This window comes from Methylobacterium trifolii, assembly GCF_022179685.1.
Taxonomy (GTDB): Bacteria; Pseudomonadota; Alphaproteobacteria; order Rhizobiales; family Beijerinckiaceae; genus Methylobacterium; species Methylobacterium trifolii.
This window is the reverse complement of sequence record NZ_BPRB01000009.1, coordinates 1-24,176: the sequence shown is the minus strand read 5'-3', so window position 1 is coordinate 24,176 and position 24,176 is coordinate 1. Positions and strand designations below refer to the sequence as shown.

At 70.6% G+C, this 24,176-nt stretch carries 21 protein-coding genes; 8 read left to right on the top strand and 13 right to left on the bottom strand.

The window, feature by feature from the left end:
- The first annotated feature begins 112 nt into the window (after positions 1 to 112).
- From COGEMETH_RS00790 to COGEMETH_RS00780, 3 genes are all read left to right on the top strand, one after another.
- On the top strand, positions 113 to 745 hold the full coding sequence (locus tag COGEMETH_RS00790) for a S24 family peptidase (protein WP_238180719.1): 633 nt from the start codon (positions 113 to 115) through the stop codon (positions 743 to 745).
- Positions 746 to 890: 145 nt separating this feature from the next.
- Positions 891 to 1,997 carry an ATP-binding protein gene (locus COGEMETH_RS00785; protein ID WP_238180718.1) on the top strand — a complete coding sequence of 369 codons (1,107 nt, stop codon included), beginning with the start codon at positions 891 to 893 and terminating at the stop codon, positions 1,995 to 1,997.
- Between the two features lie 127 nt (positions 1,998 to 2,124).
- Positions 2,125 to 3,096 carry a TIM44-like domain-containing protein gene (locus tag COGEMETH_RS00780; RefSeq protein WP_238180717.1) on the top strand — a complete coding sequence of 324 codons (972 nt, stop codon included), beginning with the start codon at positions 2,125 to 2,127 and terminating at the stop codon, positions 3,094 to 3,096.
- Between the two features lie 31 nt (positions 3,097 to 3,127).
- Here the strand turns inward: COGEMETH_RS00780 and rsmA are convergent, their stop codons facing one another.
- The 5 genes from rsmA to lptF form a co-directional block, all read right to left on the bottom strand.
- Positions 3,128 to 3,991: a 16S rRNA (adenine(1518)-N(6)/adenine(1519)-N(6))-dimethyltransferase RsmA gene (gene rsmA, locus COGEMETH_RS00775; RefSeq protein ID WP_238180716.1), complete on the bottom strand. Its 864-nt coding sequence runs from the start codon at positions 3,989 to 3,991 to the stop codon at positions 3,128 to 3,130.
- A complete protein-coding gene (gene pdxA, locus COGEMETH_RS00770) occupies positions 3,988 to 5,106 on the bottom strand; it encodes a 4-hydroxythreonine-4-phosphate dehydrogenase PdxA (protein WP_238180715.1) in 1,119 nt (372 codons plus the stop codon). The genes rsmA and pdxA overlap by 4 nt, the downstream gene beginning before the upstream one ends.
- Positions 5,107 to 5,234: 128 nt before the next feature.
- On the bottom strand, positions 5,235 to 7,844 hold the full coding sequence (locus COGEMETH_RS00765; protein ID WP_238180714.1) for an LPS-assembly protein LptD: 2,610 nt from the start codon (positions 7,842 to 7,844) through the stop codon (positions 5,235 to 5,237).
- 80 nt (positions 7,845 to 7,924) lie between these two features.
- Positions 7,925 to 9,013 (bottom strand): LPS export ABC transporter permease LptG, encoded by a 1,089-nt coding sequence (gene lptG, locus COGEMETH_RS00760; protein WP_238180713.1) that lies wholly within the window; start codon positions 9,011 to 9,013, stop codon positions 7,925 to 7,927.
- 6 nt (positions 9,014 to 9,019) lie between these two features.
- Positions 9,020 to 10,177 (bottom strand): LPS export ABC transporter permease LptF, encoded by a 1,158-nt coding sequence (gene lptF / locus COGEMETH_RS00755; RefSeq protein WP_238180712.1) that lies wholly within the window; start codon positions 10,175 to 10,177, stop codon positions 9,020 to 9,022.
- A gap of 184 nt (positions 10,178 to 10,361) precedes the next feature.
- Here lptF and COGEMETH_RS00750 point away from each other — a divergent pair, with 184 nt between their 5' ends.
- From COGEMETH_RS00750 to msrP, 4 genes are all read left to right on the top strand, one after another.
- Complete coding sequence (locus COGEMETH_RS00750) at positions 10,362 to 11,858, top strand: leucyl aminopeptidase (RefSeq protein WP_238180711.1); 1,497 nt, start codon at positions 10,362 to 10,364, stop codon at positions 11,856 to 11,858.
- 129 nt (positions 11,859 to 11,987) lie between these two features.
- Positions 11,988 to 12,680, top strand: a complete 693-nt coding sequence (locus tag COGEMETH_RS00745) for a hypothetical protein (protein ID WP_238180710.1) — start codon at positions 11,988 to 11,990, stop codon at positions 12,678 to 12,680.
- Between the two features lie 136 nt (positions 12,681 to 12,816).
- The gene (locus tag COGEMETH_RS00740) at positions 12,817 to 14,508 is read left to right on the top strand and encodes an AMP-binding protein (protein WP_238180709.1); all 1,692 of its coding nucleotides are present in this window, start codon (positions 12,817 to 12,819) and stop codon (positions 14,506 to 14,508) included.
- Between the two features lie 109 nt (positions 14,509 to 14,617).
- Positions 14,618 to 15,562 (top strand): protein-methionine-sulfoxide reductase catalytic subunit MsrP, encoded by a 945-nt coding sequence (msrP, locus tag COGEMETH_RS00735; RefSeq protein ID WP_238180708.1) that lies wholly within the window; start codon positions 14,618 to 14,620, stop codon positions 15,560 to 15,562.
- Between the two features lie 13 nt (positions 15,563 to 15,575).
- Here msrP and COGEMETH_RS00730 read toward each other — a convergent pair whose 3' ends face one another.
- From COGEMETH_RS00730 to COGEMETH_RS00695, 8 genes are all read right to left on the bottom strand, one after another.
- Complete coding sequence (locus tag COGEMETH_RS00730; RefSeq protein ID WP_238180738.1) at positions 15,576 to 16,466, bottom strand: LysR family transcriptional regulator; 891 nt, start codon at positions 16,464 to 16,466, stop codon at positions 15,576 to 15,578.
- Positions 16,467 to 16,676: 210 nt separating this feature from the next.
- Positions 16,677 to 18,809, bottom strand: a complete 2,133-nt coding sequence (locus COGEMETH_RS00725) for an ATP-binding protein (RefSeq protein WP_238180707.1) — start codon at positions 18,807 to 18,809, stop codon at positions 16,677 to 16,679.
- 217 nt (positions 18,810 to 19,026) lie between these two features.
- Positions 19,027 to 19,440 carry a DUF3830 family protein gene (locus COGEMETH_RS00720; RefSeq protein ID WP_238180706.1) on the bottom strand — a complete coding sequence of 138 codons (414 nt, stop codon included), beginning with the start codon at positions 19,438 to 19,440 and terminating at the stop codon, positions 19,027 to 19,029.
- A gap of 146 nt (positions 19,441 to 19,586) precedes the next feature.
- The gene (locus tag COGEMETH_RS00715) at positions 19,587 to 20,312 is read right to left on the bottom strand and encodes an amino acid ABC transporter ATP-binding protein (protein WP_238180705.1); all 726 of its coding nucleotides are present in this window, start codon (positions 20,310 to 20,312) and stop codon (positions 19,587 to 19,589) included.
- Entirely contained in the window at positions 20,290 to 20,949 is a 660-nt protein-coding gene (locus COGEMETH_RS00710) for an amino acid ABC transporter permease (RefSeq protein WP_238180704.1), read from the bottom strand. The genes COGEMETH_RS00715 and COGEMETH_RS00710 overlap by 23 nt, the downstream gene beginning before the upstream one ends.
- Complete coding sequence (locus COGEMETH_RS00705) at positions 20,946 to 21,617, bottom strand: amino acid ABC transporter permease (protein ID WP_238180703.1); 672 nt, start codon at positions 21,615 to 21,617, stop codon at positions 20,946 to 20,948. Before COGEMETH_RS00705 ends, COGEMETH_RS00710 begins: the two co-directional genes overlap by 4 nt.
- An 81-nt stretch (positions 21,618 to 21,698) precedes the next feature.
- The gene (locus COGEMETH_RS00700) at positions 21,699 to 22,490 is read right to left on the bottom strand and encodes a transporter substrate-binding domain-containing protein (RefSeq protein ID WP_238180702.1); all 792 of its coding nucleotides are present in this window, start codon (positions 22,488 to 22,490) and stop codon (positions 21,699 to 21,701) included.
- Between the two features lies 1 nt (position 22,491).
- Entirely contained in the window at positions 22,492 to 23,205 is a 714-nt protein-coding gene (locus tag COGEMETH_RS00695; protein ID WP_238180701.1) for a GntR family transcriptional regulator, read from the bottom strand.
- A 607-nt stretch (positions 23,206 to 23,812) separates the two neighbouring features.
- On the opposite strand from COGEMETH_RS00695, the gene COGEMETH_RS00690 reads away from it, so the two are divergent.
- Positions 23,813 to 24,076 carry a hypothetical protein gene (locus tag COGEMETH_RS00690; RefSeq protein WP_238180700.1) on the top strand — a complete coding sequence of 88 codons (264 nt, stop codon included), beginning with the start codon at positions 23,813 to 23,815 and terminating at the stop codon, positions 24,074 to 24,076.
- Positions 24,077 to 24,176 lie beyond the last annotated feature (100 nt).

Sequence of the window (24,176 nt, the reverse complement as noted above, 5' to 3'; positions counted from 1 at the left end):
GGAATACGGCCCCTTGCATGTGGCGGGCGATTGCATTTTACACGTGGTAGTTCTACTTTCCTACAACTAGGCCGTGCGTCTTACAGGCCAACGTTGAGCCATCGAGCCCGACATGCTGTCCCACGAACAGATCTGGACCGCCATCGACCGATTGGCGGAGCGCCATGGTTTTTCCCCCTCCGGCCTCGCCCGCCGCTCCGGCCTCGACGCGACCAGCTTCAACCGTTCGAAGCGTGTCGGCATCGACGGGCGCAAGCGCTGGCCCTCCACCGAATCGGTCTCGAAGGTGCTCGCCGCCACCGGCGCGTCGCTGGACGAGTTCCTCCGCCTGATCGAGGCCCGCGAGGGGCCGGCGCGCTCCACGGTGCCACTCATCGGCATGACCCAGGCCGGGGCCGGCCGCCTGTTCACCGACGAGGGCATGCCCACCGGCGGCGCCGGCTGGGAGGAGGTCGACTTCCCCGACCTCGGCGAGGAGCGGGCCTTCGCCCTGGAGGTGCAGGGCGATTCGATGCTGCCGCTGTTCCGCGACGGGGACGTGCTGGTCGTCTCCCCCTCCGCCGGGGTGCGCAAGGGCGACCGGGTGGTGGTGCGCCTCCATGCCGGCGAGGTGCTGGCCAAGGAACTGAAGCGGCGCACCGCCCGCACCGTCGAGCTGGTCTCCCTCAATCCCGACCACGAGGACCGCATCCTCAACGTCGGCGAGATCGCCTGGATCGCACGGGTGATGTGGATCAGGCAGTAGGCCGGCCGCCCATTCCGCAAACCGCGCCCCTGGAACCCGTGCCCCTGGAAACCGCCCCCCTTGGCGGGTTGCTTGGCCGTGGGGCCGCTTGCGGCTATCGCTGTGCGGGTCGCGGGCCTTCCGGTCCGCCGGGGCGGACAGCACCATGGCGCAGCCCGAAACGGACGGCCGGGACGAGGCGGCCTCGAGGCTCGCGCCGGGCTGGGCCGCCCTCCTGGATGCCGCCGCCGTCCCGGCCTTCCTCGCCGGCGGCGACCGGCCGGATTCGCCGATCCTCCACGCCAACCCGGCCCTGCTGGCGCTCACCGGCTACGACGCCTCCGAGATGATCGGGCGCGGCATCGGCCTGATCGCCGCCGAGCGCGGCGCCCTCGACCGGGCCGGTGAGGCGGCGACGGAGTTCCTGGCCTCGCGCAGTGACGGCGCGACCTTCTGGGGCTGCCTGACGAGCGCGCCCGTGGCGGGAAGCGGCCTGCATCTCGGCCAAGTCGTCGACGTGACGCGGCGGCGGGAGGCGGAAGGGGGCCTCGCCCTCTCCCGCCAGCGCGAGGCCCTGGGGCTGCTGACCAACAGCGTCGCCCACGAGTTCAACAATTTCCTCCAGATCCTGATCGGCTACATCGACGGGCTGAAGCGGCGCCTCGGCGACCGGCCGGAGCCCTTCATCCAGCGCGCCATGAGCCGGTCCACGGACGCGACCGAGCGCGCCACGGTGCTCACCCGGCAACTCCTCGCCTTCTCGCGCCGCATCGCCCCGGACGTACGCCCCATCGACCTCGACGCCGTGGTGGCCGCGGTCGCCGAGAGCCTGCGGCCGGGGCTGCCGCCCGGCATCCGCCTGGTCGTCGCGGGCACGCCGGGCCTGCCCTGCGCCGTCAGCAACCCGACGCAGGTGGACCTGGCGCTGCGCCACCTCGTCGCCAACGCCTGCGAGGCGATGCCGGACGGGGGCACCGTGACGCTTGCCACCTTCCTGCGCCCCCCCGGCGACTACACGATGCAGCGTCCCTCGGACGGCAGCGTCGGCATCACGGTGAGCGACACCGGCACGGGCATGTCGCCGGAGATGCTGGCGCGGGCGCTGGCGCCGTTCTCCACCAGCCGCGAGGCCGGGCGCGGGGCGGGCCTCGCCATCGTCCACGGGCTGATGAAGCGGCAGAACGGCACCATCAGCCTCGACAGCCGTCCGGGGGAGGGCACCGACGTGCGGCTGGTGTTCCCGGCGGCGCCGGAGCGCACGCTCCATTCATGATCTCTGACGTTTGCCCGGCTCTGTCCAAGAATCTTCGTGTCGAGACGGACTAAAACGCCGCCCGGGCCGTCACCATATTATCGTCGGCGATCACCGCCACGACGTTTTCCTTCGCAGAGGCGAATCGATGCTCACCTCCACCACGCGCCGCAAGCGCACGGCGGCCCTCCTGGCGCTCGCGGCGGCGCTCACGGTCGCAGCGCCCGTCGTCGAAGCCCGTCCGGGCGGCGGCGGCAGCGTCGGGTCGCGGGGCTCCCGCACCTTCAACGCCCCGTCCTCGACGCCGACCGCCCCCTCGGCCGCGCCGATCCAGCGCTCCCAGACCAATCCGGGCATGGCCAATCCCGGCATGCAGGCGGCCGCGCCCGGTCGCCGCTTCGGCGGCGGCTTCATGGCCGGCCTGCTGGGCGCGGGCCTGCTCGGCGCGCTGCTGGGCGGCGGCTTCTTCGGGGGCCTGGGCGGCATCGCCTCGTTCCTCGGCCTGATCCTCCAGGTCGGCCTCGTGGTGCTGATCGTCGCCTTCGCCGTGCGCTGGTTCCGCCGCCGCAACGGCCAGCCGGCCACGGCCGGCGCGCCCTATGCCCGCTCGAACCTCGACGGGGGCACGAATGCGGGTCCGGGCGGTGCGCCCGGTGCCGCCGGCGGCAGCCCCGCGGGTGCCGCGATGTTCGGCGGCGGCCAGCGGCCTCCGCAGCAGCGCCCCGTCCAGATCGGCCCGAACGACTACAAGGCGTTCGAGACCCTGCTGGGCGAGATCCAGGACGCCTTCTCGCACGAGGACCGCGTCGCCCTGCGCAACCTCGCGACGCCGGAGATGGCGGGCTACTTCGACGAGGAACTCCAGGCCAACGCCGCCCGCGGCGTGGTCAACAAGGTCACGAACGTCAAGCTCCAGCAGGGCGACCTGTCGGAGTCCTGGGGCGAGGGCCGCGACGAGTTCGCCACGGTGGCGATGCGCTACAGCCTCGACGACGTGACCCTGGACCGGAAGAGCCAGCGCGTGGTCGAGACCGGCGCGCCGGAGGCCGTCGAACTCTGGACCTTCGTGCGCCAGCCGGGCCGGCCCTGGATCCTCTCCGCGATCCAGCAGACCCGCTGATCGCGGCGTTCGTCACGAAGGCCGGCGCCGCTCACGCGGCGCCGGCTTTTCCATGCGCGTCCCGGAGGTTGGCGAGCCGCACGAAGCCCGCCACCGGCACCTCCTCCGCCCGCGCGGTCTCGGGGATGCCGGCCTCCTGCAGGAGGGCGATCGCGTCCGGCACGAGGCCCTTGAGGCTCTGGCGCAGCATCTTGCGGCGCTGCCCGAAGGCCGCCCGCGTCACCGCCTCCAGGGCGGCCGCCCGGCAGGGCAGGGGCGCCGCGCGGGGCGTCAGGCGCACCACGCTCGACGTGACCTTCGGCGGGGGCACGAAGGCGGACGGGCCGACGTCGAACAGGATGTCGGCCTCCGTGCGCCAGCCGCAGAGCACCCCGAGCCGGCCGTAATCGGCCCGCGTGCCCTCGTCGGCCACGATCCGCTCGGCGACCTCGCGCTGGAACATCAGCGTCGCCGAATCCCACCAGGGCGGCCACGCCTCGCCCCCGAGCCAGTTCGTCAGCAGCGCCGTGCCGACGTTGTAGGGGAGGTTGGCCACGATCCGGGCCGGGCCCGTCCCGATCAGGGGGCGCGGGTCGAAGGCCAGCGCGTCGGCGTCGACCACCTCCAGGCGCCCCGGATGATGCGCGGCGATCTCGGCCAGGGCCGGAAGCGCCCGCGGGTCGCGCTCGATCGCCACCACGCGGGCGGCGCCCTCAGCGAGCAGCGCGCGGGTCAGGCCGCCGGGGCCGGGGCCGACCTCGACCACCGTGACGCCCTCCAACGGGCCGGCGGCCCGGGCGATGCGGCCCGTGAGGTTGAGGTCGTACAGGAAGTTCTGGCCCAGCGCCTTCTTCGGCTCCAGACCGTGCCGCGCCACCACGTCGCGCAGGGGGGGCAGGCCGTCCCCGGCGCTCACAACTCGTCTTCGGCGTCGAAATGCGCCCCCTTGGCCGAGGGCGGCCGCCCGGCATAGGCACTGAGCGGGATCACCTGCGCGGTCGCGGGGCGCCCCCCGGCCCGCTCCGCGGCCGTCCGGGCGAGGCGGTCGGCCAGCCGCAGGGCGGCGATCAGGCTGTCGGGCCGGGCGATGCCCTTCCCGGCGATGTCGAAGGCGGTGCCGTGGTCCGGCGAGGTGCGGATGAAGGGCAGGCCGAGGGTGACGTTCACGCCCTCGTCGAAGGCGATGGTCTTGATCGGGATCAGAGCCTGGTCGTGGGTCGGCGCCAGCGCCACGTCGTAGGTTTGTCGCGCGCGCGCATGGAACAGCGTGTCGGCCGGCAGCGGCCCGCGGATGTCGATGCCCTCGGCGCGCAGCCGCGCCACCGCGGGCGCCAGCACGTCCCGGTCCTCCAGGCCCATGGTGCCGGCCTCGCCCGCATGCGGGTTCAGGCCGGCGAGCACGAGGCGGGGCGCCGCGATGCCGAAGCGCTCCGCGAGGTCGCGGGCGACGATGCGGGCGGTCTCCTCCACGAGGTCCTGCGTCAGCAGGTCGGGCACCCGCCGCAGGGCGACGTGGATCGTCACCGGCACGACGGCCAGTTCGTCGCTCCAGATCATCATCACCGGCCGGGGCGGGTCGCGGCCGGGGGGCACGGACAGGGCCGCGAGGAACTCGGTGTGGCCGGGATGGGCAAAGCCCGCCTTGGTGAGCACGAACTTGGCGATCGGGTTGGTGACGACGGCGCTCGCCCGGCCCGCCCGCACGAAGCCGACCGCGGCGGTGATGGACTCGATCGTCGCCCCCGCCGAGGCGGAATCCGGCGCGCCGGCTTTCGCCTCGATCGTCGTACCCGTCGGCAGGGCCACCACGGGCAGCGCCCGGGGAAAGACCTCGATGGCCGTCTCGGGATCGATCTCGGCCACGGGCACCGAGAGGCCGAGGCGGTGGGCGGTCCGCTCCACGAAATCCGGGTCGGCGACGAGGAAGAACGGCGGCAGCGGGTCGCGTCCCCCGCGGCCGAGCCACGCCGCGAGCGCGAGTTCGGGTCCGATCCCGGCCGGATCTCCGAGGGTGAGGGCGAGCGGCGGCATGGGTCTCCCGAGGGCCCGCGATCCGGACCGGCCCCTCCCTAGCAGCCGGGCGCCTCCGCCGCGAGCCGCGCCATGGCACGATGCGGAAACGCGGAATCGGGGGTTCCGCATCATGCAGAACCGAGAGGCTAGCGCACCGAGGCGATGCCGTCCGCTGTGGAGGCGACGCCGACGTTCTGGCGCAGGTCCGCCTCGCCGAGCGTCTTCAGCTCGATGCGCAGCAGGACGGTCTGGTTGCGCTCGCGGGTGCCGATGGCGGTGGCGATCGGCGAGACGATGTAGTTGAGGGAGACCGTAGTGCACTCGTCCTGGTAGCCGCCGCCGAGGCTCATGCCCGAGAGGTAGAACCGGCCGGGGTTCTGGTAGATCGGCGCCGCGCCGATCGGGTTGGCGAGGTAGCTGGAGAAGGCGTCGGTGTAGATGTCGCGGGTGTCGAGGTAGTGGGTCAGGTCGACCAGCGCCGAGCCGGTGACGAACCAGTTCGGGGTGATGTTGTAGGTGGCCGTGGTGGTGATGCCCTCGCGGCGGTGGCTGAAGCCGAGCAGGGGCTGGGCCTCGGCGTAGGAATAGAACGCCGAGAGCGTGAGCGGCAGGAACGGGGCGAAGCGCGCCGTCACGCCGGCCTCGAAGCGGTTGACCTTGAAGTCCGCCTGGTCGAACCGGGCGCGGCTGATGAAGGAGATGTTCTGGTTCGGCGAGACCTGGAAGCGGCTCACGAAGTCCGAGCGCCGGTTCTCCAGCCCGGATTCGAGGCCCACGTTGGCGATGTCGCCGCGCCGGAACGAGTTCACGCCGGCGAGCTGGATCGACTCGCCGAACATGGCGTTCGCGTACCAGCCGGAGGGCGTGACCACCGAGTACTGGGCGCCGAGGTTGGTCCGCACGCCGCCCTCGACGCGGTCGTAGCCGGAAAACTTGTCCCACTCGAACAGGGAGGTGTCGTCGAAGACGAGGCTCTGCGCGTCCTCGTTCGGCAGGCGACCGATCCGGGTCTCGGAGGGTCGGGCGATCACCTGGGCGATCGGCTCCAGGGTGTGGACGCCGAGCGGCCCGAAATTGCTGACGAACGGGTAGCGGTAGTCGAGGCCGACCGCGGGCATGACCCGGCCGGCGAAGCCCTCGTTGATGTTGGCGATCGTCGGCACCAGGGCGTTCTGGTAGCCCGACAGGCTCGGGTTCACGAAGAACGCGTCGGTGCGCAGGTAGGTGAACGGGGTGAAGACCTGGCCGAAATCGTCGATGAAGCTGCGCCGCCAGGAGACCTGGGCCGAGGCGCGGGTGTTGGTGCCGGCCAGGCCCCGCACCAGGCAGGAGGCCTGGTTGAAGGTCGTGCAGGTCTCGTAGAGCGGATAGCTGATGCCGTTGAAGCTCGGGCTGAACAGGTATGAGCTGGAGCGCGGCAGGCCCTGGAAGTCCGTCGCCTCGCGGGTCAGGCTGGTGATGTTGGCCTCGAAGCGGACCTCGCCGCCGAGCGGCTGCGGGCCGTTGATGCGCTTGTCGTAGTCGATCACCGGGGCGACGATCGGCTGCTCCTTCTGCCAGTCGAAGCTCGACAGGCCCTTGAAGTAGTAGCCGCGTGCCTCGAACCAGGAGCGGTCGCCCTGGCCGATCAGGTAGGCCGTCGAGACCGCCTCGCGGAAATAGTCCGTGGTGATGGTCTGGTTGCGGATGCGGTAGTTGTCGAGGAACCACTTGTCGGTGACGCCGACCACGTCCCAGCCCGTGCGCCAGCGGTCGTTGATGTAGAACCGGCCCTTCGATTCGATCGCGCCGCGGAAGTCGCGGTCGCCCGCGCCCAGCGGCCCCGGCAGGAAGGCGGACGGCGTGGTCTGGAAGATGCCGGAGAGGCGCAGGTTGTAGGAGCCGGAATCCAGGCGCTGCCGGAACTCGGCCTGTCCCAGCACGCCCTGCCGGCTGAGGAAGGCCGGCGACAGGGTGAGGTCGTAGTCGGGCGCGAGGTTGAAGAAGTACGGCACCGAGGCGCCGCTGCCCAGCGCGGTGGCCGAGATGAAGCGCGGGGTCAGGAAGCCGCTCTTGCGCTTCACCGTCGGGTCCGGCGCCTCAAAATAGGGCAGGTAGGCCACCGGGATGCCGGCGATCTCCAGGGTCGATTCCTCGAAGTAGACCGTGTGGGTCTCGTTGTTGTGGATGATCTTGGCCGCGCGCACCTGCCAGAGGGGCGGCTTCTGGGGGTTGTCCTTGCACGGCTCGCAGGCCGTGTAGGTGCCGTAGTCGAAGCTGGTCTGCTCGCCCTCGATCCGCTCGCCGCGGGGCGCCGAGAACCGGGTGCGGACGGTCTCGCCCTTCTTCTCGACGGTCTGCTGGATGCGCAAGCTGTCGATGAAGCCGTTCTTGAAGTCGTCGGTCAGCTCCATCTTGTCGCCGGTGACGACGGCGCCATCCTGGTCGGTCAGGCGGACGTTGCCCTCGGCGAAGACGCGGCTCGACGCCCGGTCGTAGCGGACGCGGTCGGCCTGGAGGGTGCGCGTGCCGTAATGCAGCTCGGCGTTGCCGCGGGCGGTGACCGTGTTCTTGTCGTTGTCGTAGATCAGCTCGTCGGCCTCGACGAGGAGCTTGTCGCCGGGCTTGCCCGGCTTGGTCGGATCGGATTTGGGAGCCTCGACCTTGGCCTGCGCCTTGGCCTGCGCAGCCGCCGGCCGGGCCGTCGCCAGGGGCGCAGCGGCCGTCAGCAGCGCCAGCAAGCCGGCGATCCCCGCGATGTCGGCGACCTTACGCAACGCGTGTCCCAACCCCGGTGACGCCCATCGTCACGACCACACTCAAGCCCGTCTCCCGTCGCCGCCCGGCGGGGCGGGCGTCAGCCGTCTTCCTGGTACAGAAGCGTGAGCGTACCGAGAAGACTTCCTACCACGGCCGGGAACCACGCCGCCACCGGCGCCGCCACGATCCCCGAGGCGCCGAGGCCCTCCATGACCTGACGGGCGACGTAGAGGGCGAACCCCGCAGCCACCCCTCCGAGCACGAGCTTGCCCACACCACCAAAGCGGAAGAACCGTAAGGAAACGGTTGCCGCCACGAGGACCATGGCCACGAACAGGACCGGCCTGGCCCAGAGCACATCATACTGGAGACGGTAGCGGGTGGCATCCAACCCCGCCCGCTCGGTACGTGCGATGGTGTCCGGTAGTTGCCAGAAAGGCACGGATTCCGGGGGGGTGAAGCGCTGCCGGACCTGTCCGGGGTCCAGGGTCGAGGCGATCAGGTAGGTGCCGAAGGCTTCCGGCGGCGATTCGGCCGTCAGGACGCGGGCGTCCGAGAGTTCCCAGTAGCCGTCGTGCAGGCTCGCCCGCGCGGCGATGATCTGCGAGACGAACAGCCCGGCATCGTCGAAGGTGAAGACCGTGACGCCGGCCAGCGTCGTGGTGCCCTCGATCGCGGTCTCGGCCCGGATGATCGCGCCGCCGTCGAGGCCCTTCTGGCGAATCCAGAGGTCCTTGCCGGAACTCGCCTTGGTGGACTTGGCGAAGATCTTGGCCTCGATCTCGGTCGAGCGCTGCTTCATCATCGCCGAGACCGGGTTGTAGATCCCCACCGTGAAGGCCCCGAGCGCCAGGGCGACGAACAGCCCCGGCTGCAGGAACTGCCAGGCCGAGATGCCGGCCGCGCGCGCCACCACCAGTTCGAGCTTGCGCGAGAGCTGGAGCAGGGCGGCCATCGAACCGAACAAAACCGCGAAGGGCAGCACGCCCTCGGCCACCGCGGGCGTGCGGTAGAGGGAGAGCTGTGCCATCAGCCCGGCCGACGCCCCCTCCGCATCGCCCGCCCGCCGCAGCAGCTCGACGAAGTCGAGGGTGTAGACCAGGGCGAACACGGTGATGAACACACCGAGCACGGTCCGCGCGAAGCGGAGGGCGAAGTAGCGCCCGAGGGTCAGGCCGATCAGCACGACGATCTAGCCCGCGGCGAGCCGTGGGCCGCGCGGGCGTCCCCGCAGCAGGGCCGCGATCCGGGCGTTGAAGGCCCGCACGGCCGGCCCGTGGAAGATGATCAGGCTGGAGAGCGCGATGGCGAGCAGCGGCACGCCGTAGATCGCGGCCACCGCCCCCTGGCTGCGGGTGGCGGCGCCGGCCGCGGCGAAGCCCGCGATCCGTAAGGTCACGACGGCCACGACCGCCCCCGCCACCGCCAGCCCGCGGCCCTGGCGGGTGGTGCGCGGGTCGCCCAGCGCCGCGAAGGCGATGAAGGCCAGCGCCAGGGGATAGAGCCAGGAGGAGAGCCGGTCGTGCAGCTCGGCCCGGAAGCGGCCCTTCTGGAGCTTGAAGTAGCCCTCGTTCCGGTCGGGGAAGAGCAGCTGGCTCGTGGAGCGCTCCCGCGGCTTGTAGATCACGTCGGCGTCCGGCGGGGCGAAGGCGGCCAGATCGATGGTGTAGCGCTCGAAGGTCAGGATCGAGGAATCGCGCGAATCCTTCTGCTGCTGGTGCACGCTGCCCTTCTCCAGGGCGAGGTAGCTCTGCCCGTCCACGTCGATCGCGTTGCCGCGCTCGGCCAGGTAGACCTTGGACTTCCCCGCCTCGCGGGAATCCTGGATGAACAGGCCGAGCAGGGTGCCGTTGGGCCCGCGCTCGCGGAAGTGGAAGGTGATGCCGTTGTCGAGGCTGGTGAACTGGCCTTCCTTGACCACGTTGGCGATGAAGTCGCCGCGCACGCGGGTGATCACGTCGCGCAGTTCCTGGAAGCTCGCCGGCATCACCACGATCACCAGGAAGCCGACGAGGAAGCTCACGGCGAGCGCCAGCGTCAGGAACGGCCGCAGGATCGCGCGCGGCTTCATCCCGGCGGCCGACATCACGATCAGCTCGGAATCCCCGTTCAGCCGGTTCAGGGCGTAGATCACCGCGATGAACAGGGCCACCGGCGCGATCACCACCACCAGGGTCGGCACCGACAGGCCGGTGACGAACAGGAAGATGAGGAGCGTCTGGCCCTTGGCGGTGATGAGGTCGAGCTCGCGCAGGGCCTGCGTCACCCAGATCGTGCCGGTCAGCCCGATCAGGCAGGCGAAGAAGGCGCCCGAGGCGATGCGGAAGATGTAACGCTCGATTTGCGTCATCGGATCTCTTTCGCGCTGCCCGGACGCGATGTCAGCGAAGCCCGCTGCCCCTGGCATGACGCGCGAAGTGGGGCGGATTCAAGGGTTTTCCGCCGCGTTGCGTTCTCCGCCTCAGCGTCTACACAGGGCATCGCTCCCGTACGCGGGGGGCGAGCAACAGCAGAGCAGGTCGGAAAGCAACGCCATGGCGGACGGCATCACCATCACCTTCGCACCGGTGGGCCGCGGCGGCTCGGGCGACCTCGTCGTCTTCGTCGGCGACGACCTGGCGCTCGGCGGCAGCGCCCGCGAGATGCTCGGATCGGCCGGCGCCGAACTGGTGGCGCGGGCCGCGGGCTCGGAGAAGTTCAAGGGCCGCTCGCTCTCCGCCCTGACGCTGCCGGCGCCCGCGGGCGTCGAGGCCGATCGGCTGGTGGTCGTCGGGCTCGGCTCCGACAAGGACCGGGCCAAGATCGAATGGCCGGTGCTCGGCGGCTTCACCGCGGGCAAGGTCTCCGGCCGGCAGGCGCGGATCGTCCTCGACTGGCCGGGCGGCCAGGTCTCGGCCGCGGACGCGGCCGACTTCGCCCTCGGGGCGCGGCTGCGCGCCTACAGCTTCGACCGCTACAAGACCAAGAAGAAGCCGGACGCCGAGGAGAAGTCCGGCACCGACCTCACCCTGATGCTCCAGGCCCATGCCGAGGCGCACGCGTCCGCGCAGGCCAGCGCCGCCGTGGCCGAGGGCGTGACGCTCGCCCGCGACCTCATCAACGAGCCGCCCAACGTCCTCTTCCCCGAGGAGTTCGCCCGCCGCGCCTCGGACCTCGCCAAGCTCGGCGTCGAGATCGAGGTGATCGAGCCGGCCCGGATGCGCGAACTCGGCATGGGCGCGCTGCTCGCCGTGGCGCAGGGTTCGGCCCGCGAGCCGCGGGTCGTGCTCATGCGCTGGAACGGGGGCGCCCCCGGCGAGGCGCCCGTGGCCTTCATCGGCAAGGGCGTGGTGTTCGATTCCGGCGGCGTCTCGATCAAGTCGGCCGGCGGCATGGAGGACATGAAGGGCGACATGGGCGGCGCGGCCGCCGTGGTCGGCACGATGCATGCCCTGGCCGCCCGGAAGGCGAAGGTGAACGCCGTCGGCGCCATCGGCATCGTCGAGAACATGCCGGACGGCGCCTCCTACCGCCCCTCCGACATCGTCACCTCCATGTCCGGCCAGACCATCGAGGTCATCAACACGGACGCGGAGGGCCGCCTCGTCCTGGCGGACGTGATCTGGCACGTGCAGGGCGCCTGCAAGCCCAGGCTGATGATCGATCTGGCGACGCTCACCGGTGCGATCATCGTGGCGCTCGGCCAGGACATCGCCGGCCTGTTCTCGAACGACGACGACCTGGCCGCCAAGCTCCACGAAGCGGGCGAGGCGGTGGGCGAGAAGGTCTGGCGGATGCCGCTGATCCCGGCCTACGACAAGGCGATCGACTCGAAGTTCGCCGACATGAAGAACACCGGCGGCCGCCACGGGGGAGCCGCCACCGCCGCCTCCTTCATCAAGCGCTACGTCAACGACGTGCCCTGGGCGCATCTCGACATCGCAGGCGTGGGCATGTCCTCCTCGGCCAACGAGATCAACCGGAGCTGGGGCGCGGGCTGGGGCGTGCGCCTGCTCGACCGGTTCGTGCGGGACAATTACGAGGGCCGGTAGACGGAGCGTCTCCGGAACGTTTCCCCTCCCCCTTGTGGGGAGGAGAGGCCTGCGGTCAGGGCGCCCCGCGTCCTGAAAAAGATGTGTGCATTCGCCAGCCCGCAAGCGTCGCGCTCGCCCGGAGGCCGCATGAGACCCGCGACGATCCTCGTCCCCGCTGCCCCCATCGTCGCGGCGCTCTTGGCGCTGGCCTGCGTCGCGGTGCTCGGCCTCAGCCAGCGCTCGGACCTGCCGGCCGCGGTCGAGCCGCTGTTCTACGGCTTCTTCCTCGACCGCTACCCCCTCTACGCCTTCGCCCTGGTCTACGGCATCGTGCGGATCGCGGCCGCGGCGTCCGGGCCGGGGCCGGCCTCGGTTCCGCGGCGGGTGGTCTGGGGCTCGGTCGGCATCCTGCTGCTGCTGGCCGTCAGCCTCTATCCCACCTTCGGCGGCCTCGTGCTGCGGGGCGGCTTCATGACCGGCGGCGTCGCCTTCCTGGCGCAATTGCCGATGTGGCTCGCCTACATGATCGGGGCGGCGGTCGCCGCGCTCCTGTTCGGCACGGTGACGGGGCTCTCCGTCGCCCTCGCCAACCGCCGGCTCCGGCCGCGGACGGGCTGGTGGCCGGCGCTGCGCCGGGCGGGCGCCACCCTGCTCCTGAGCTTCCTGGCCCTGTGGTTCGCCGCGGCCCTGATCGGGCTCGCCCGCGACGAGGGCATCGGTCCCTGGCCCCGCCGGGCCTTCACCCTGGTCGAAGCCCTGAGCGCGGCGGGCCTGATCCTGGTCGCGGCGCTGCCACACGCCCTGGTCGGCGCCTTCCGGAGCGGACGGCGGGCGGCCTGATGTCTCGCCCGTGAATGTCTCGGCCGGCCCCCGGCCCGCGCTTGCCCAACCCCGTCCGATCCCGCAATGTCGGCGTCGAGGGGAGCGACAACGCAGGATGCGGCCGAACGAAGCTGCGCCTCAGGGAGCAAGCGTCTTGATCGAGGATCGCCGGGCCGTGCGCCCGTGGCTCGCCGCCTACCCGCCCGGAATGCCCAGCACGATCGACGCCGACGGGCTCGGCACGCTGGTCGACCTGTTCAAGGCCAGCACCACCCGGTTCGCCGACCGCCCGGCGGTGACCTGCTTCGGCTCGTCCGTCACCTACGCGGCGCTCGCCGCCTCCGCCCGCGCCCTCGCCGGGTGGCTGCAGGCGGAGGGACTGGCCAAGGGCGACCGCGTCGCGATCATGATGCCCAACGTCCCGGCCTACGCCATCGCCCTGTTCGGGGTGCTGGCGGCCGGCGGCACCGTCGTCAACGTCAACCCGCTCTACACCCCCCGCGAGCTGGCGGCCCAGCTCAACGATTCCGGCGCGCGCGTGCTCATCGTGCTGGAGAACTTCGCGCACACGGTGGCCGCCACCCTGCCGGAGCTGTCCCTCGACCGGGTGGTCCTGGTCGGTCCCGGGGACGGCCTGGGCCTCAAGGGCCGGGTGATCGGGCTGGCCTCCCGCCACATCCGCAAGGCCGTGCCGCCGTTCAGCCTGCCGCAGGGCCTGACGGTGCGCTTCGAGGCGGTGCTGAAGCGGGGCCGGGGCCTGACGGCGAAGCCCGTGGTGGTGGTGCAGGACGACCTCGCCTTCCTGCAATACACCGGCGGCACCACGGGCGTGGCCAAGGCCGCGATGCTCACCCACCGCAACATCATGGTCAACGTCGCCCAGAGCCAGGTCTGGTTCGAGGCCTACGACGAGGACATCCGGCGCACGATGGTGACGGCGCTGCCGCTCTACCACATCTTCGCGCTGACCTGCTGCTTCTTCTTCTTCATGCGCGTCGGCGGCAACTGCCTGCTGATCCCGAACCCGCGCGACGCGGACGGGTTCGTCAAGATCCTGGCCAAGTCCCGCTTCACCCAGATCTCGGGCGTGAACACCCTGTTCAACCTGCTCAACAACCACCCGAAGATCGGCACCGTCGACTTCTCGAACCTCGATTACGTGGTGGCCGGCGGCATGGCCGTGCAGAAGGCGGTGGCCGCCCGCTGGAAGGCGGTCACCGGCAAGGCCATCATCGAGGGCTACGGCCTGTCCGAGACCTCCCCCGTGGTCTGCGTCAACCCGTACCGGCTGGAGGAATGGTCCGGCACGATCGGCTACCCCGTGCCCTCGACCGACGTGTCGATCCGGGATGCGGACGGGATGCCGGTGCCGGCCGGCGTTCCGGGCGAGGTCTGCGTGCGCGGGCCGCAGGTGATGAAGGGCTACTGGAAGCGGCCCGACGAGACCGCCCAGGCCACCACCGCCGACGGCTTCTTCCGCACCGGGGACGTGGCCGTGATGGAGGCGGACGGACAGGTGCGGATCGTCGACCGGATGAAGGACATGATCCTGGTCTCCGGCTTCAACGTCTATCCCAACGAGGTCGAGGACGTGCTGGCCTGCCACCCCGGCGTGCTCGAATGCGCCGTGGTGGGCGCGCCCTACGACGAGACGGGCGAGATGGTGGTGGCCCACGTGGTCCTGCGGGACGCCACCGTCACCACGGACGCGATCCGGGCGCATGCCCGCACCCAGCTCACCGGCTACAAGGTGCCGCGCAGGGTGGTGATCCACCAGAGCCTGCCCAAGACCAACGTCGGCAAGGTGCTGCGCCGGGCCCTGCGCGAGGACGCGCCGCCCGCGTAACCGGGGCGGGCCGCCCGGCGAATGGCGCACGCGCGCCGCTCGTGCGCAGGTCGGTCCCGGCCGGCCCTCGCGCGGGCGAATGGTCGAAGAAACTCCCGAGGAGACGAGCATGTTCATCAAGCGCACCCGGTCCTGGGAACTGCCCGAGCGCCTCGCCACGCCGGAGGCCGTGTTCCTGAACCGCCGGGCGCTCATCGGCGGCGCGGCGGCGCTGGCCGCCGGATCGGCGTTCCCCGGCCATCCGGCTTTTGCTGCCGGCGAGGAGCCCTATCCGGCCGCGCGCAACGCGGCCTACACCCTCGACCGGGCCGTGACGCCCGAGCGCTTCAGCGCCGACTACAACAACTTCTACGAGTTCGGCACGGCCAAGACGGTCCTGCCCGCCGCCAACGCCCTGAAGACCAAGCCGTGGACGATCAAGGTCGACGGGCTGGTGGAGAAGCCCTTCGAGACCGGCGTGGACGACCTGATCCGCAAGCTCGGCCTGGAGGAACGCCTCTACCGGCACCGCTGCGTCGAGGCCTGGTCGATGGCCGTGCCCTGGACCGGCTTTCCGCTGGCCAAGCTCCTCGCCCTGGCCAAGCCCTCTGCCGGCGCGAAGTACGTCCGGTTCGAGACCTTCCTCGACCGGTCGATGGCGCCGGGCCAGCGCACCTTCTACCCGTGGCCCTACGTCGAGGGGCTGACGATGGAGGAGGCCTCCAACGACCTCGCCTTCGTCGTCACCGGAATCTACGGCAAGCCGCTGCCGAACCAGTTCGGCGCGCCGATCCGCCTCGCGCTCCCGTGGAAGTACGGCTTCAAGTCGATCAAGTCGATCGTGAAGGTGTCCTTCGTGGCCGAGCGGCCCAAGACCTTCTGGGAGGGGCTGGGGCCGTCCGAATACGGGTTCTGGGCCAACGTCAACCCGGCCGTGTCCCACCCGCGCTGGAGCCAGGCCTCCGAGCGCGTCCTGGGCACCGACCAGCGGGTGCCGACGCTGCTCTACAACGGCTACGGCGAGCAGGTCGCCGGGCTGTATCAGGGCCTGGACAAGGAACGGCTCTTCATGTGAGCCGCGCGGCCGGTCAGTAGGTCCAGCGCTGGGCCTTGGAGACCAGGAAGTCGCGGAACGCCTGGACGCGGGCGACGGAGCGCATCTCCTCGGCGTAGACGAGGTAGCTCTCCAGGCTCGGCATGTCGCTGTCGCGCAGGACCTGGGTGAGGTGCGCGTCCCCGTCCACGGCGTAGTCCGGCAGGATGCCGATGCCGACGCCCGTCTCCATCGCCCGCTGGAGGGCGGCGATGTTGTTGACGGTGAAGTGCACCTGCCGGCGCTCGCGGCCCTCGCGCCCCACGTCGGCCAGGTAATGCGCGGCCAGGAGGTAGGAGGGCTCGTTGCCGCCGAAGGAGACGAGGCGGTGGTTGTCGAGGTCCTCCACGCTCTTGGGCTCGCCGAAGCGCTTGATGTAATCCTGGCTGGCGAAGGCGTGGTAATGCACCGTGAACAGGCGGCGCTGGATCAGGTCCGGCTGGGCCGGGCGCCGCATCCGGATGGCGATGTCGGCCTCGCGCATGGCGAGGTCGAGTTCCTCGTTGGTGAGGATCAGCTCGATCCGCACGTCCGGGTAGAGGTCGATGAACTCGGCCACGCGCTGGGCGAGCCAGGCGGTGCCGAGGCCCACCGTCGTGGTCACCTTGAGGTCGCCCGAGGGCCGCTCGCTGGTCTCGACGAGGCGGGCGCGGGTGTTCTCCAGCCGCAGCTTCATGTCGCGTGCGGCGCGGAACAGCAGGTCGCCCTGCTCGGTGAGGATGAGGCCGCGGGCGTGGCGGTGGAACAGGGGCGCCTTCAGCTCGCGCTCGAGGGCGCTGATCTGCCGGCTCACCGCCGACTGGCTCAGGCCGATGTCGTCGCCGGCCCGCGTGAAGCTGCCGGCCTCCGCCACGTTGAGGAAGATCCGGATCTTGTCCCAGTCCACGGCGAGAACCCCCACCTCCGCAAAGACCCGCAGCCGCGCGGCGCAAGACCCGCGGTCTGCATGCCCGACATAGCGCATCGCCGCGCGATGCCGACACCGCATGATGCGGCGACATCCCTTCTGCGGCCCGGCCCGGCCCTCGCGCAAGGGAAGCGGCCACGTTTCTGTTGACGGCGCCCGGCGATCCTCCGGTCGGGCCTGCCCAGAGACTCAGCGCCGCCTGGGGTTGGCGGTGACGCGGCTCAGGATTCGGCCCAATTGCTCGGCGGAATAGGGTTTGTGCAGCAGTTCGAAGCCGTGCGTGCCTTCCTGGGCCAGCACGTGGCTGTAGCCCGAGGCGAGCAGCACGGGCATGTCCGGCAGCCGGTCGCGCAGCACCTTCGCCATGGCGATGCCGCCCATGCCCGGCATCACCACGTCCGAGAACACCACGTCGAAGCCGCCCCCGTCGTCGCCCAGCGTCCGCAGCGCCTCCTCCGCGTTGGTGGCCCAGGCCGTGCGGTAGCCGAAATCCTCCAGGATCTGCGTGGCGAAGCGGCCGACCTCGATGTTGTCCTCGACCACCAGCACGCGCTGGCCGGCGCCGAGCGGCGCGGGCAGGTCCGCCGGGTCGTCGCCGGGCTCCGCCCCGGCCTCCGCGGCGATCTCCGGCAGGTAGAGGGTGAAGGTCGTGCCGCATTCCGGCGCGCTCTCCACGTCCACGTCGCCCCCGGATTGCTTGGCGAACCCGAACACCTGGCTGAGCCCGAGACCCGTGCCCTTGCCCACGTCCTTGGTGGTGAAGAACGGCTCGAAGATGCGGCCGAGATGGTCCGGCGCGATCCCGCTGCCGGTGTCGCTGAGGGAGACCGCCGCGAACGCCCCCCCGGAGCCGGCATGCCCGCGGATCGGCGGCAGGGCGGCGCCGGAGACCAGCCGCACGGTCAGCGTGCCCTCGCCCGCCATCGCGTCGCGGGCGTTGACCGCCATGTTGACCAGGGCCGTCTCGAACTGGCTGAGGTCGGCCTTGACGAAGCACGGGGCGTCCGGCACGTCCGTGACTAGGCGGATGCGGGCCGTGGTGACCGTGTCGAGCATCTCGGCGACGCCGAGCAGGCGCTCGCCGACGTTGAACACCTCCGGCTTGAGGGCCTGGCGGCGGGCGAAGGCCAGCAGCTGGCCCGTGAGCTTGGCGGCCCGGTCCACCGTGTCGGAGACGGCGTCGAGGTAGCGTTCCTTGCGCGCCTCCGGCAGGTCCGGCCGGCGCAGGAAGTCGACCGACGAGCGGATGATGGTGAGCAGGTTGTTGAAGTCGTGGGCCACGCCCCCGGTGAGCTGGCCGACCGCCTCCATCTTCTGCGACTGGCGCAACGCCTCCTCGGCCTGCATCAGCTCGCCCGTCCGGTCCGCGACGCGCTGCTCCAGCGTGTCGTTGAGGGTGCGCAGCATCATGATGGCGCGGTCGCGCTCGGCCTCGACGGCCCGCCGGTCCTCCACGTCGATGAGGACGCCCGGGAAGCTCAGGGGCGTGCCGTCGGGGGCGCGGTCGACCCGGCCGTTCGCCTCGATCCAGTAGTACTTCTGGTCGGCCCGCCGCACCCGGTACTGGTGGGCATAGGCCCCGCCCCGCGCGATCACCGCGTCGATCGCCTCGACCAGCCCCTGGCGGTCGTCGGGATGGACGGTCGCGATCACCTGTTCGAGGCTCAGGCCGACGCGCCCGAGGGTGGGATCGAGGCCGAAGCTGCGGGCGAAGGCCTCGTCCACGGTGAACCGGTCGGCGGGCAGGTCCCAGAACCAGGTGCCGATGATCGCGCCGGCGGACAGGGCGATCTGGATGCGGTCGGCGTTGACGCGGGCGGCGGCCTGGCTCTCCTCCAGCTGGCGCAGGGCGAGGACGCGGTCGGTGGTCTCGATCACGATGGCGATGACGCCGGCCGGCCGGCCGCCCTCGTCGAGCACGGGCGAGTAGTCGAGGTTCATCCAGGCCTGTTCGGGCCTGCCGGGCCGATACAGGGTCAGCTCCTGGTCCTTGTAGGAGAGCGTGCCGCCGGCAAGCCCCGTCCGCATGACGTTGTCGTTGAAGTCGGCCACCTCGGGCCAGCCTTCACGGACCTTCGAGCCGAGGAGCCGCGGATGCCGGCCGCCCGCGAAGACCGAGTAGGCATCGTTGTAGATCATGATGCCGTCCTCGCTCCAGAGCAGGACGATCGGGACGGGCGACAGCAGCAAGGTGCCCACAGTCGACTTCAGGCTCTGCGGCCAGGCGGCGAGGGGGCCGAGCGGCGTCGAGGCCCAATCGTAGGCGCAGACGATGGCCCCCATCTCGCCGCCGCCGATCGGCAAGGTGCCGCCGTCGCTCATGCGCCGCGCGACTCCTGCCATCCGGCCGTGGCAGCCGGTGCGATGGCCGGCCCCGCGCGCAGGCATCGCCCCGCGGGCCGGACCGCGCCGGCGCGTCCGGCGCACGCCCGTCGCCGCGCGGCCGGTCGGATCGGGATGCAGACGGGATCGGGCACAGCCATGAACGCTGCATCGCCCGTAACGGAAACCCTGGCAAGCCGTGCGGCCGGCCGCCCGCTCAGTCCATCTCGAAGGTGATGGGCTGCGCCCCTTCCCAGAGGGCGAGCTTGCCGAGCTTGGCCACGTTCTCCAGCCCCGAGGTGAGGGTGATGAAGTGGTTGCCGGCAAGCTGGCCCATCTTGCAGGCGAAGTGCACGCCGCCGTAGGCGAGCAGGATCTCGGTCTCGCTGATGCCGCCGGGATAGAGGATGATCTGGCCGGGCGCCGGGTAGCTGGTGTGGTTCTCGTAGCCCACCCCGAAATCCAGGTCGCCCAGCGGCATCCAGACGCCTTCGCCGCTCCAGCGCACGTGCACCGCCTGGCTCTTGAACGGCAGGTGCTTGCGGAACGCCGCGCAGGTCTTGGGCGCGGCCTCCTCCTCGAAGCGGGCCTCGAACACGAACGGCCCGGCCAGGACTCTCAGACCACCCATCGTCACCTCCTCATCGATTCCAAGTCTCACGGGTCACGACCCGTGCGGTCCGGCGGACGACCGCCGCCCCGCTTTCGCGGGGGCCGAGCTTCGATGCGTCTTCCGTATCGAGGCTCGGTATGGGCGCAGATCGAGGGCCCGATGCGTCAGTGCGCGCCGAGGAACTGGCGCAGCTCCGGCGTCTTCGGGTTGGCGAAGACCTCGCCGGGGGGACCGATCTCGTGCACGCGGCCCTGGTGCATGAACACCACCCGGCTGCACACGTCGCGGGCAAACCGCATCTCGTGGGTCACCATCATCAGGGTCATGCCCTCGGCGGCGAGTTCGCGCACCACCGCCAGCACCTCGTTGACCAGTTCCGGGTCCAGCGCCGAGGTGATCTCGTCGCACAGCAGCGCGATCGGCTGCATCGCGAGCGCCCGTGCGATCGCCACGCGCTGCTGCTGGCCGCCGGAGAGCTGGTCGGGGAAGGCGTCGAACTTGTGCCCCAGGCCGACCCGGTCGAGCATCTTGCGGGCCATCTCCTCGGCCGGCGCCTTGGCGGTCTTCTTCACCACCATCTGCGACAGCATCACGTTGCGGCCGGCCGTGAGGTGCGGGAACAGGTTGAAGCCCTGGAAGATCATGCCGACCTTGAGGCGCAGGGCCTTGAGGTGGAGGTCGTCGGGCAGCAGCTGGGCCCCGGCCACCAGGATGGAGCCGTCGTCGATCGTCTCCAGCCCGTTGACGCAGCGCAGCAGCGTGGACTTGCCCGAGCCGCTCTTGCCGATGATGGCGATGACCTCGCCCGGGTCGACGTCGAGGTTGATCCCCTTCAGGACCTCGTTCGAGCCGAAGCTCTTGCGCACCTCAGTGATTGCGATGAGCGACATTGAGCTTCCTTTCCAGGATCTGGCTCGACTTCGACAGGGGCCAGCACAGGGCGAAGTAGATGAGCGCCACGAAGCCGTAGACGGTGAAGGGCAGGAAGGTGGCGTTTGTGACGACCGTGCCGGCCTTGGACAGCTCCACGAAGCCGATGATCGAGGTGAGCGAGGTGCCCTTGACCACCTGGACCGAGAAACCCACCGTGGGCGGGACGGCGATCCTGAGGGCCTGCGGCAGGATCACGTGCCGCATCTGCTGGAAGTAGCCCATGGCGAGGCTGGAGGAGGCCTCCCACTGCCCCTTCGGGATCGCCTCGACGCAGCCGCGCCAGATCTCGGCCAGGAACGAGGCGGTCCACAGGGTGAGCGCCACGCCGGCGGCCAGCCACGCCGGCACGTCGATGCCGAACAGCCCGAGGCCGAAGAAGGCGAGGAAGAGCTGCATCAGCAGCGGTGTGCCCTGGAACAGCTCGATGTAGCCCTGCGCGAGGCGCCGCAGCCACACGGCGCGGGCGGTGCGCGCGAACAGGACCAGCCCGCCGACGATGCCGCCGCCGATGAAGGAGACGACGGAGAGCAGGACCGTCCAGCGCGCGGCCAGCAGGAGGTTCCGCAGGATGTCCCAGGTGGTGAACTCGGTCATCGCACGGCCTTCTTCGGGAACAGGACGTAGCCGACGCCGCGCAGCATCTGGCGCAGCAGGATCGCCATCGCGAGGTAGATCGCGGTGGAGACGAAGTACGCCTCGAAGGCGCGGAAGGTGCGCGACTGGATGAAGTTGGCCGCAAAGGTCAGGTCCTCGGCCGCGATCTGCGAGACCACGGCCGAGCCCAGCATCACGATCACGATCTGCGAGGAGAGCGCCGGCCAGATCCGTTGCAGCGCCGGGATCAGCACCACGTGGCGGAAGACCTGGAAGCGGATCATGGCGAGGCTCGCCCCGGCCTCGTACTGGCCGGCGGGCGTGGCCTGGATGCCGGCGCGCACGATCTCGCAGCTATAGGCGCCGAGGTTGATCACCATGGCGAGGTTGGCCGCCGTGAACTCGGACAGGTTGATGCCGAGCGAGGGCAGGCCGAAGAACAGGAAGAAGAGCTGGATCAGGAACGGCGTGTTGCGGATCAGCTCGACGTAGGTGGACACCACCGGCCGCAGCCAGCGGGGCCCAAGGGCGCGGGCCCAGGCGCAACCGATGCCGAGCGCCACCCCGAGCACGCCGCCGATGGCGATGAGCTCCAGGGTGACGCGGATGCCGGAGAGCAGCACCGGCCAGTACTCGGCCATCCAGCCGAAATCGAATTGATAGGTCACGAGGCTGCCCTCAAGGTCGGGCGACCGGGCGAGAAGCCGCCCGGCGCGGGTCGGCGGTCAGAGGGTCGGAGCAGATCCTTTTTAAAGCAGGTCTTTGGGCAGGTCGGTCTTGAGCCATTTCTGCGAGATCTGGTCGAGGCTGCCGTTCGTCTTCGCCTTGGCGATGGCCGCGTCGACGGCCTCCTTGAGCTTGGGCTCGCCCTTGCTCATCCCGACGTAGCAGGGGGAGTTCTTGATCAGGAACTTGAGCTCCGGCTTCTTGGGCGGGTTGCGGGCCAGGATCGCGGCCGCGACCACGTTGCCGGTGGCCACGAAATCCACCTGCCCCGAGAGGAAGGACGAGATGGTGCCGTTGTTGTCCTCGTAGCGCTTGATGACGGCGTCCGGCGGGGCGATCTTGGAGAGCTCCAAATCCTCGACGGAGCCGCGGGTGACGCCCACGGTCTTCTTGGAGAGGTCGGCCGCACCCGCGGCCTTGGCGGCGGGCGGCCCGAACACGCCGTTGAAGAACGGGGCGTAGGCGGTGGAGAAGTCGATCACCTTCTCCCGCTCCTCGTTCTTGCCGAGGCTGGAGATCACGAGGTCGACCTTGTTGGTCTGCAGGTAGGGGATGCGGTTGGCGCTGGTGACGGGCACCAGTTCCACCTTCACGCCGAGTTCCTTGGCGATCAGGGTGGCGGTGTCGATGTCGTAGCCGTTGGGCGTCATGTCGGCGCCCACGCTGCCGAAGGGCGGGAAGTCCTGGGGCACGGCCACCCGCAGGGTCTTGCGCGCCTTGATCTGGTCGAGGACGTCCGCCCGGACCGGTGCGGGGGCCAGGGTGGCGGCAAGGGCTGCGGCGGCGAGCGCCAGGAGGGTGCGACGTGGGATCATGTCAGGGCTCCTCGAAGGTGTCGGATTCGTCGGGGCCTGCCCGCTCCCTGGGCAGGAAGGCGTGCAGGCCGGAGAGGGGGTCTGGCCGGGCGTGGAGGTCGAGGCCGTCCTCGACGGCGCGGATGTGCTCGTCCATCAGGCGCGCGGCGCCCGGGAAGTCGCCGGCCTCCAGGGCCGCGACGATCTCGTGGTGCTCGCAGCTCGACGCGCCGGCCTTGGCCCGCGACTGGTAGAGCATCGAGATCAGGGTGGTGCGGGCGGTGAGGTCGCGCAGCACGTCCGTGAGCAGGCGGTTGCCCAGAAGCCCGGCGAGCAGGGTGTGGAAGTCGCCGAGCAGGGCCGTGCTCTCGCCCACGTCCCCGGCCGCCAGCGCCGCCCGCTCCCGGGCGAGGTGCGCCTTGAGCCGCCCGATCTGTTCGGGCGCCATCCCGGTCAGGGTGTGCAGCAGCCCGGCCTCGATCACCCGCCGGGCCTGGTAGGCCTCCCGCGCCTCCTCCGCGGAGGGCTCGACCACGAACCAGCCGCGCCGCGGGCTGACCTGCACGACGCCCCGCGTCTCCAGGCGCATCATCGCCTCGCGCACGCGGGTACGGGACACGGAGAACAGCTTGGCAAGCGCCGCCTCGCCCAGCCGCGTGCCCGGATTGATCTTGCCGGCCAGGATGGCGGCGAGGATCGTCTCTTCAATGGATTGCCGATCAGCCTGATTGGACATCTTGTATACCAGTGACCTAGCAAAGCGCGGGCCAAAGGCGGGCCAAGGGCCGAGCGTCTCTCACGAAACGCCCGCCGCGCCGGAGCGGCCGGAGGAAGAGCCCCCGGTGATCGGGAGTCCTGCGAGGTGCACCCGTGCCGGGGCCCGCCTCTCGGGTCTTCTCGTCCATCGGTGTGGATCGGCGGGGGATCGAACGCCGTGCGTGGTCGGCGTCGACCACGCCGCAGGCTGGAAACCTGTACGCGGCGAGCGCCGCAAGGCTGCTGTCGTCGGTCTCGTCGCATCGCCGGGAGGCTCCGTCGTGCCGCGATGGCGATGGTCGACGACGGCTGCCGCGGAGCGAGGCGGCCGCCGGCATCGAACCTGAAGCCGGGATAATCCGCTTCCGGACCGGCGATTATGCATAGCCGGTCATCGGAAACGCTTCGATCTGCAATCCTTCCGGTCTGATAGGCTCTGCGTCCGGACGGCTTTGCAGTCGTCGGGCCGGTGCGCGGGGATTTTGCCTCCATTCGACTTCCGCGCACCGGGCTTTCTTGGGGCCGGGCGCTCCGTGCGTGTCCGCAGTATCGCTGCCGTGATCCCGCGTTGTTGCCGGAGGATGACGATGCCCATTCACTTCTGCATCGACCCGCACGACCAATACGCTCAGGCGGAAGTCTCGGTGGAGTTCGAGCAGACCGCCGACGCCATCAGGCTGATCTCGGCACGCGACGCCTCTCAGGACGACATCCTTCCCGATCTCGAGGACGTGCAGCGACGGGCGCTCGAAAGCGAGATCATCGACGACTACCGGCAGGAGGTCCCGTCGCGTGACGGTCGCCTGCAGCAGGGTCCGATCCTGGACCGCAAGAGAGTAGGAAGAGCATGAACACCCAGAACAACGGTTCGCAGGCCGTGCACGACGGCCGCACGCAGGCCACTCCCGATGTGGTGAAGGCCGGTGTGGACAGGACTGTCCGACGTCAGCA

Coding starts and splice junctions, on each gene's coding strand:
- COGEMETH_RS00745 (WP_238180710.1), top strand. CDS start 11,988: ATGAGACCCGCGACGATCCTCGTCCCCGCTGCCCCCATCGTCGCGGCG.
- COGEMETH_RS00715 (WP_238180705.1), bottom strand. CDS start 20,312: ATGTCGCTCATCGCAATCACTGAGGTGCGCAAGAGCTTCGGCTCGAAC.
- COGEMETH_RS00750 (WP_238180711.1), top strand. CDS start 10,362: ATGGCGGACGGCATCACCATCACCTTCGCACCGGTGGGCCGCGGCGGC.
- COGEMETH_RS00725 (WP_238180707.1), bottom strand. CDS start 18,809: ATGAGCGACGGCGGCACCTTGCCGATCGGCGGCGGCGAGATGGGGGCC.
- lptF (WP_238180712.1), bottom strand. CDS start 10,177: ATGACGCAAATCGAGCGTTACATCTTCCGCATCGCCTCGGGCGCCTTC.
- COGEMETH_RS00785 (WP_238180718.1), top strand. CDS start 891: ATGGCGCAGCCCGAAACGGACGGCCGGGACGAGGCGGCCTCGAGGCTC.
- msrP (WP_238180708.1), top strand. CDS start 14,618: ATGTTCATCAAGCGCACCCGGTCCTGGGAACTGCCCGAGCGCCTCGCC.
- COGEMETH_RS00700 (WP_238180702.1), bottom strand. CDS start 22,490: ATGATCCCACGTCGCACCCTCCTGGCGCTCGCCGCCGCAGCCCTTGCC.
- COGEMETH_RS00710 (WP_238180704.1), bottom strand. CDS start 20,949: ATGACCGAGTTCACCACCTGGGACATCCTGCGGAACCTCCTGCTGGCC.
- COGEMETH_RS00690 (WP_238180700.1), top strand. CDS start 23,813: ATGCCCATTCACTTCTGCATCGACCCGCACGACCAATACGCTCAGGCG.
- COGEMETH_RS00790 (WP_238180719.1), top strand. CDS start 113: ATGCTGTCCCACGAACAGATCTGGACCGCCATCGACCGATTGGCGGAG.
- COGEMETH_RS00780 (WP_238180717.1), top strand. CDS start 2,125: ATGCTCACCTCCACCACGCGCCGCAAGCGCACGGCGGCCCTCCTGGCG.
- pdxA (WP_238180715.1), bottom strand. CDS start 5,106: ATGCCGCCGCTCGCCCTCACCCTCGGAGATCCGGCCGGGATCGGACCC.
- COGEMETH_RS00720 (WP_238180706.1), bottom strand. CDS start 19,440: ATGGGTGGTCTGAGAGTCCTGGCCGGGCCGTTCGTGTTCGAGGCCCGC.
- COGEMETH_RS00695 (WP_238180701.1), bottom strand. CDS start 23,205: ATGTCCAATCAGGCTGATCGGCAATCCATTGAAGAGACGATCCTCGCC.